The following is a 6,585-nucleotide window of genomic DNA, read 5'->3' on the forward strand; positions in this document are numbered from 1 at the left end:
CCCTGCACTGCGCCAAGGCGCCGCTGGCGCGAATGGCAGGATTGTGGCAGTTTGGCTCCAAATCACTGACATATTCTACAGCCAAGTTAGGGCAGAAGCCGGTTGGAGAAGGGATTTTAGGGGGGGCTGAGTGGAATTTTTTGGGAACAAAGAGAGATCAACCGATAATCCTAATATCCACTCCCCTCGAATGCCGGGGCAAGTCGCGCCCAGGGCCTCACGAGTCACGTTGGAAGTAGGCCCGCATCACCTCGCGGAAGATCGGGGCGGCCCGGGATCCACCCCCGCCGCCACTGTTTTCCAGAAAGACCACGACTACCAATTCGGGCCGGTCGTAGGGGGCATAGCCGACAAACCAGGCGTGGGAGCGCCGCGGCGGATCCTCGGCGGTGCCGGTTTTGCCGGCGGTGGGGGGAAAGCCCGGCCCCAGGTTGGCGTTGCCGCCGGTGCCGTAGACCACCACATCCCGCAACCCCTGCTGCAGGATCTCCAGCGTGGCGGGGGAAAGACCCACCTTCTGCCGCAGGGGCACGGGGCTTTCCGGGATCACCTGCTGCGAGAGCAAGGGGCGAACCCGCCAGCCGCCGTTGGCCACCGCTGCTGTTACCACCGCCATCTGCAGCGGCGTGGCGGTGATAAATCCCTGGCCGATGGACATGTTGACCGTATCGCCCACGTACCAGGGCTCGCGCCAGTGGCGCTGTTTCCACTCGGCGTCGGGCACCAGCCCAGCAGCTTCCCCTTTGAGGCCGATCCCGGTCAATTGCCCCAGCCCGAAGCGGCGCGACCATTCTTGCAGGGGGGCGGCCTTGGTGCCCAGGGCAATTTGGTAGAAGAAGGTGTCGCTGCTGTAGGCCATCGCCTGGCGGTAGTTCAGCCGCCCGAAACCGGCCCGGTTCCAGTCCCAGAACCTCCACCCGCCCACCTGGATGTAGGGGCCGGTCTGCAGCACCGTATCCGGGGGAAAGGCTCCCGACTCGATCCCGGCGGCGGTGGTGATGATTTTGTAGGTGCTGGCGGGGGGATAGGGCCGCAGGGCGCGGTTGAGGAAGGGGAAGTCCCGCTGTTGCAGGCTCTCCCACTGGGCTTGGGTGATGCGGCTGGAAAAGAGGTTGGGATCAAAGGTGGGATAGCTGGCCATGGCCAGGATCGAGCCGTCGCGGGGATCCATGGCGACCACTGCTCCTTTCTGCTGGCCCAGGGCCTGCTCCGCTGCCTGCTGCAGGCGTACATCCAAAGTCAGCTGCAGGGTGTTGCCCGGTCGAGGCGCTTGCTCTCCCAGCACCCGCAGCACTTCTCCCATGGCGTCTACCTCCACCTGGCGCCCGCCCCATTGGCCGCGCAGATGGCTCTCGAACAATTCCTCCACGCCCATCAGGCCGACGATATCCCCCAGGCGATAGCTGGGATCGGCCCGCAGTTGTTCCTGCGAGATCTCGCCGGTATAGCCCAGCAGGTGGGCGGCCAGGTCGCCATGGGGATAAAACCGCACCGTCTCTGCCTCCACCATCACCCCCGGCAGCTCGCGGCTCATCTCTTCCAGTTGAGTGACCACCTGGGGGCTGGCGTTGCGCAGGATGCGCACCGGAAACGGGGAGCGATAGCCCGCCTGCTCCAGTTTTTGGGCAATCTCTTCGGGAGCCATGTTCAAGGACCGGGCCAGCTTGGGGATCGTCTCCTGCCAGCCCTGCCGCGATTGCACCAGCGGCCACAGGAAGACCGAGTGGGAGAGCTGGCTGCCCGCCAACAACACGCCGTTGCGATCCACAATGCGCCCCCGTTCCGGCGGCTGGGGCAAGAGACGAATGCGGTTGGTATCGGCCAACTGGCGGTAATACTGGGTGCGCACCAGTTGCAGGTAGGCCAGGCGGGATCCCAGCCCTCCAAACAGCAACACGCTGGCCAGCAGGAGCAAGACAACAGCTCGGTAGCCCTGGCCCACCGCTTTGGCTGGCGGGGATCCCAGCCAGCGAGGGCTCCTGGGCGGCGGGGGAAGGACGCGGCGCGGGTCGGGGGGCCTGGAGTGGAGAGAAAACAGGGTCTTCGGATCCCGTCCCGCCGATGAGGCGGGGCCGCCAACAGGGTAAAGTTTGGCCATGAAGAATTGCTGCAAAAGTTGCAACTCATCCACCCAGCGCACAACGTCACACGTCTGGGCGGGCCGTCTCGGCCTCCCTCCAGTATCCCCGGCTGCGGCAAGCTTCGTCCAGGAGGGCCGCGTGGATAGGGCAGGGCAACGACAACGGCTGCGCCAGGCTGCCTGGCTGATGGTGGGCAATGGCCTGCGCCTGGGGTTGTCCGGGGCCTATTTCATCCTGCTGGCGCGGCTGTTGGGGCCGGAAGCTTTTGGAGTGTTCTCCGCGATTTTGGCCTGCAGCAACCTAGCTGCCCCCTTTGGCTACTGGGGCCAATCGGAATTGCTGATCCAGCGCCTAAGCAACCGGAGATCTGCCGCGGCTGCCCCGGAGATCAGTCCCAGCCTGTGGCTGGCCGGACTGGGCTGCGGCGGGATGGCGCTGCTGTTGGCGCCCCTCCTGAGCCTCTGGCTGGCGGAGACTTCTCCCCTGCTGGTAGGGATCCTGCTGGCCAGCGACCTGCTGTTTATCGCCATTCCTGAGGTGTACCGAGGGATCCTGATTGGGCAAGAGCAAGTTGCCGGCGTGGCCCTCATCGACACCGGCATGGCGCTGGGGCGATTGGGGGCTGTGCTGCTGGCGGTGGCCTTGGGCTGGGGATCCCTAACCCAATGGGCCATTCTCTACGGGCTGATGGTGCTGGCGGTGCTGCTGCTGATGGCGCGGGGGATGGGACGGTGGAGCAAGCCTTCTCCCCCCCTGGCCTGGAGAGATCTGGGGGAACGGCTGGTGGCGGGCTGGGACTTTGCCGTGGGGCTGGCGGCGGCCAAAACCTTCACCGACCTGGACAAGCTGCTTTTGCCCCGCCTGGCCTCGGCAGCAGCGGGGGGGCTCTACAGCGCTGCCTACCGGGTGATCAACTTTTCGCAAACGCCGATGATCGCTCTGCTCACCAGCCACTTTGCCGAGCTGTGCCGCCAAGGACAGAAAAGCCTGCCGCAGGGCTGCCGCTACGCCTGGCACCTTTCCCCTTGGGTGGCGGGCTACGGCAGTTTGGCCGCCTTGGGGGTGGCATTGGGCTCTTACGGGATCCCTTGGGTGCTGGGGTCGGCTTACCAAGAGACGGCCCTCATCCTGCGCTGGCTTAGCCCGGTGATCTTGCTGGAGGGGATCCACCTGCTGCTGTCTCACCTGCTCACCGGGTCAGGGTTGCAAAAGCCCCGCAGCCGCCTGCAACTGCTGGCTCTGGGGCTCAACGGGCTTTTGAATGCGGTTTGGATCCCGAGGTGGGGTTGGCGAGGGGCGGCTTCGGCCACCTTGCTCTCAGAAGTGGCGCTGGTGCTGGCCTTGCTGCTGCTAATTCGACAGCAATTGCGCTTTCCAGAGGGAGGCCAACCCAGCTCGAACTAGGAGGTCTTGACGATGTAGGTGGCCTTGGCGTCCGGACCAAAGCTGATGACATCCCCCGACTTAAGTTGGTGGGTAGAAATTTTCTGGCCGTTGATCAGCAGGCCGTTGGTGCTGGGCCTACCCTCCAGATCGCCATCGAGAATGCGGTAGTAGTACTCTCCCTCCTTCTCAGCAGGAACGCGCAGCAGCATGGCGTGGTAGCGGGAGGCGTACTGGGAGTTAAGGCAGATGTCGTTGGCCAGGTCGCGACCAATGAAGTATTTCGCAGAGGTCAGCACCTGGCTGCGGCGGCCATCTCGATCCTCCACGACCAAGATGTGCTGCTGAGCACTCGGAGGAGAAGGCGCAGAATCAACCATAATCCCTTCCGCTGCAACTGCCCGAATCTAACCTTAGCACCATACTATAGAATAGAAGCTCGACTCCAGAATTGGCAGAGCTGCAGAATCGCCTAAGATGACCTGCCAAATCTCAAGGTCGGCCAGCGGCCCTTTGCAGCAGCGGGCCCACCAGCTCTGGGAAAAGGGCATAGGCTCCTACTGCCCATTGGGCCATGCCCACCACCACCTCCGACTTGGACTGGCGAGCGGCGTCCCAAATGGCTGCGGCCACTTCTTCTGGCCGGCTGGCCCAAAAACTCTCCAGCGCCTGTTGCATTTGCTCGCGGGCTTTCCCACCTGAGGCTTGCGATTGGCCATCGGGAGAGGACTCCGGCCCCCCCTCATCCAAAAAAATGGCTCGCTTGAGAAAATTGCTGCTGACAATGCCCGGATGGACGCCGATCACCTGGATCCCGTGGGGTTGCAGTTCCAGCCGCAGCGCCTCCGTCAGCCCACTGACCGCGTACTTGCTGGCACAATAGGCGCTCATTTGGGGCAGGGGCATCTTGCCGCCGACCGATCCCACGTTGATGATCTGACCTTTTTTGCGCTTCAGCATATCGGGGAGCACGGCCCGGATGGTGTACAGGTAGCCCCAAAAATTGACCGCCATCAGCGCCTGCCAGTGTTCCAGGGTGGTTTGCAAAAAAGGGCCCTTCAGGCAGATGCCGGCGTTGTTGATCAGGCAATCGATGCGGCCATAGCGTTCTAGGGTTCTCTCCACCAGGTTTTGCACCTGTTCTGGCTGCGTGACATCGGTGGGAACGGCCAAGACCTCGGCGTTTAGGCTTTGCTCCAGCTCGATGGCGGTTTGTCTCAGGGTTTCGGCGGTACGGGCAGCCAGCGCCAAGCGGTAGCCGCCACGGGCAAAGGTAAAGGCCGTGGCCCTGCCGATGCCTTCGGAAGCGCCTGTAATTAAAACAACATCGGCCATCCTGCTTCTCCGCAAATCTGGACTGGGATCCCTTTACCTGTTGTAGCTTCTTTGGGGGTTGGGGATCCCTGCTTGGCCTGAGGGCTTAAGATACGGAGCGGTAGCGAAGATACAGTTTATGGCCTCTACCTACTCATTCGATATCGTCAGCGACTTCGACCGGCAGGAACTGGTGAATGCCGTGGATCAAGCCCGGCGGGAGATCAAACAGCGCTATGACCTCAAGGATACTCAGACAGAAATCGAGCTGGAGGAGGGATCCCTGACCATCACCACCGCCAGCGAGATGGCTCTCAACTCCATTCGCGATCTCCTCCTCACCAAGGCGGCCAAGCGGGGCCTCTCCCTAAAGATCTTCGACTTTCAACCTCCGGAGAGTGCCGGCGGCAACCGGGTGCGCCAGGTGGTTCGGCTGAAAAAGGGCATCGATGCGGCGCTGGCCAAGCAGATTGCCAAACAAATCCGCGACAACTTCAAAAAAGTGCAGCCCTCCATTCAAGGGGATCTGGTGCGGGTTTCCGGCAAAGACAAAGATGAGCTGCAGGCGGTCATTCAAATGCTCAAGCAGCAGGATTACCCGGTGGCGCTCCAATTTGTCAATTACCGATAGAGAGCCGATACAAAGTCGGGGGGATCCCTGGTTGATGATAAGGATTGGTGCAGAGCGATCCCGGCTCTCGCCATCCCATCGCCACAGCCTCTCTTGGAACCAGTCTGCAGAAAAAGCTAGGATCCCTTACTATGGGGATGATCTCCATCTCCAGCCGCGACTCTGCCGTGCCAGTATGTACACTATCTCTGAGTTCGATCGCCTGATCCAGTTTCTCCCGGTGGAGATCCGCCCCGAGGTGCAGATCGAGATCGGCACCCCTGACCAATCTCGGGTTGTGCAGCCGCTCTGGCGCTTCCCCTGGCAGAAGTACACCCGCTTTGCCATCGACCTCAGCCGTTGGCAGAAGCTGAGCCCCGATCAACAGAAGATCTACTTTTTGCGGGAAGCCGTGATGGCCACCGAGCTGGCCTTGGGAGACAACTGGTCGGCGCTGTTGCTGTACCCTGCTCTCATTGGAGCGGGCACAATGGGCATCCTGGTGGAGCTGCAGATGGGGGACAACCTTGGCGTGGCTCTGGCCTCTGGTTTGGCGGCGTCAGCGGTGTTCCTTCTGCGCAAAGCGGAGAAAGGCCAGAAGGCCCAGGTGGCAGCCGACGAGTTTGCCGTGCGCTATGCCTCCCAAAATGGCTACACCTCCGAACAGGCGGCTGCCATTTTGCTAAGTGCGTTGCAGCAGGTGGCCATCCTGGAAGATCGCGTCAAGAACGACTACGACACCACCATGCGCCTCCGCAACCTGGAGTTTTTGGCGCAGCGAGGCCTGGGAGCTGGCACCCTGACCATCAACCCCAAGTACCGCAACAAGGGGCAGAGCTCCAGCCCGAATCCTTTCCAAAACCCTTTCCAGCGCTGAGGGCTCAAGGCATACGCAGTTCCCCTTCCACCTCAAGGCGGGTGTAAGGGCCAATGGAGAGGAAGCGCTCCCCTAACATTTCGGCAGCAGCAGGCTGAATCCAGCCCATACGCTGCAGCAGGTGCAAAGCCAAGGCATATTTGGCCCGCGCTGCTCCATCCTGGACCTTGATGGCCAGGCCCATCCCCTCTCCGACGCGTCCAATGCACTGGATCCCTTCGGCGCCGGACTTGCTGACCAACTCTCCCTGGGTGGCCCGCATCAATTCGGTGTCGAAACATCCCTCACCAGCCACCATTTCGGGGTGGTGGGTCATGGCG

7 protein-coding genes are annotated in these 6,585 nt (G+C 62.1%); 3 read left to right on the forward strand and 4 right to left on the reverse strand.

What is annotated here, in order from left to right; translation table 11 throughout:
* Window positions 1-217 precede the first annotated feature (217 nt).
* Window positions 218-2,098, reverse strand: coding sequence for a penicillin-binding protein 2 (gene mrdA, locus NW809_RS00875; protein WP_414401344.1), 1,881 nt, complete (start codon window positions 2,096-2,098; stop codon window positions 218-220).
* 121 nt (window positions 2,099-2,219) lie between these two features.
* Here mrdA and NW809_RS00880 point away from each other — a divergent pair, with 121 nt between their 5' ends.
* Complete coding sequence (locus NW809_RS00880; RefSeq protein WP_240530488.1) at window positions 2,220-3,485, forward strand: lipopolysaccharide biosynthesis protein; 1,266 nt, start codon at window positions 2,220-2,222, stop codon at window positions 3,483-3,485.
* Here the strand turns inward: NW809_RS00880 and NW809_RS00885 are convergent.
* Together NW809_RS00885 and NW809_RS00890 are read right to left on the reverse strand one after the other, a co-directional pair.
* A complete protein-coding gene (locus NW809_RS00885; RefSeq protein ID WP_011429822.1) occupies window positions 3,482-3,844 on the reverse strand; it encodes an FHA domain-containing protein in 363 nt (120 codons plus the stop codon). The genes NW809_RS00880 and NW809_RS00885 overlap by 4 nt on opposite strands.
* 112 nt (window positions 3,845-3,956) lie before the next feature.
* Entirely contained in the window at window positions 3,957-4,799 is an 843-nt protein-coding gene (locus NW809_RS00890; protein ID WP_011429821.1) for an SDR family oxidoreductase, read from the reverse strand.
* Between the two features lie 118 nt (window positions 4,800-4,917).
* On the opposite strand from NW809_RS00890, the gene NW809_RS00895 reads away from it, so the two are divergent.
* Window positions 4,918-5,409, forward strand: coding sequence for a YajQ family cyclic di-GMP-binding protein (locus NW809_RS00895; protein ID WP_099884135.1), 492 nt, complete (start codon window positions 4,918-4,920; stop codon window positions 5,407-5,409).
* Between the two features lie 175 nt (window positions 5,410-5,584).
* Entirely contained in the window at window positions 5,585-6,265 is a 681-nt protein-coding gene (locus NW809_RS00900; protein WP_414401345.1) for a DUF3318 domain-containing protein, read from the forward strand.
* A 4-nt stretch (window positions 6,266-6,269) separates the two neighbouring features.
* Here the strand turns inward: NW809_RS00900 and NW809_RS00905 are convergent.
* Window positions 6,270-6,585 (reverse strand): asparaginase (locus NW809_RS00905; RefSeq protein ID WP_414401346.1); only part of this gene is annotated, 316 nt, incomplete at its 5' end.

It is taken from the genome of Synechococcus sp. WC101 (assembly GCF_047461555.1).
In the GTDB taxonomy this organism is placed as follows: Bacteria; Cyanobacteriota; Cyanobacteriia; order Thermostichales; family Thermostichaceae; genus Thermostichus.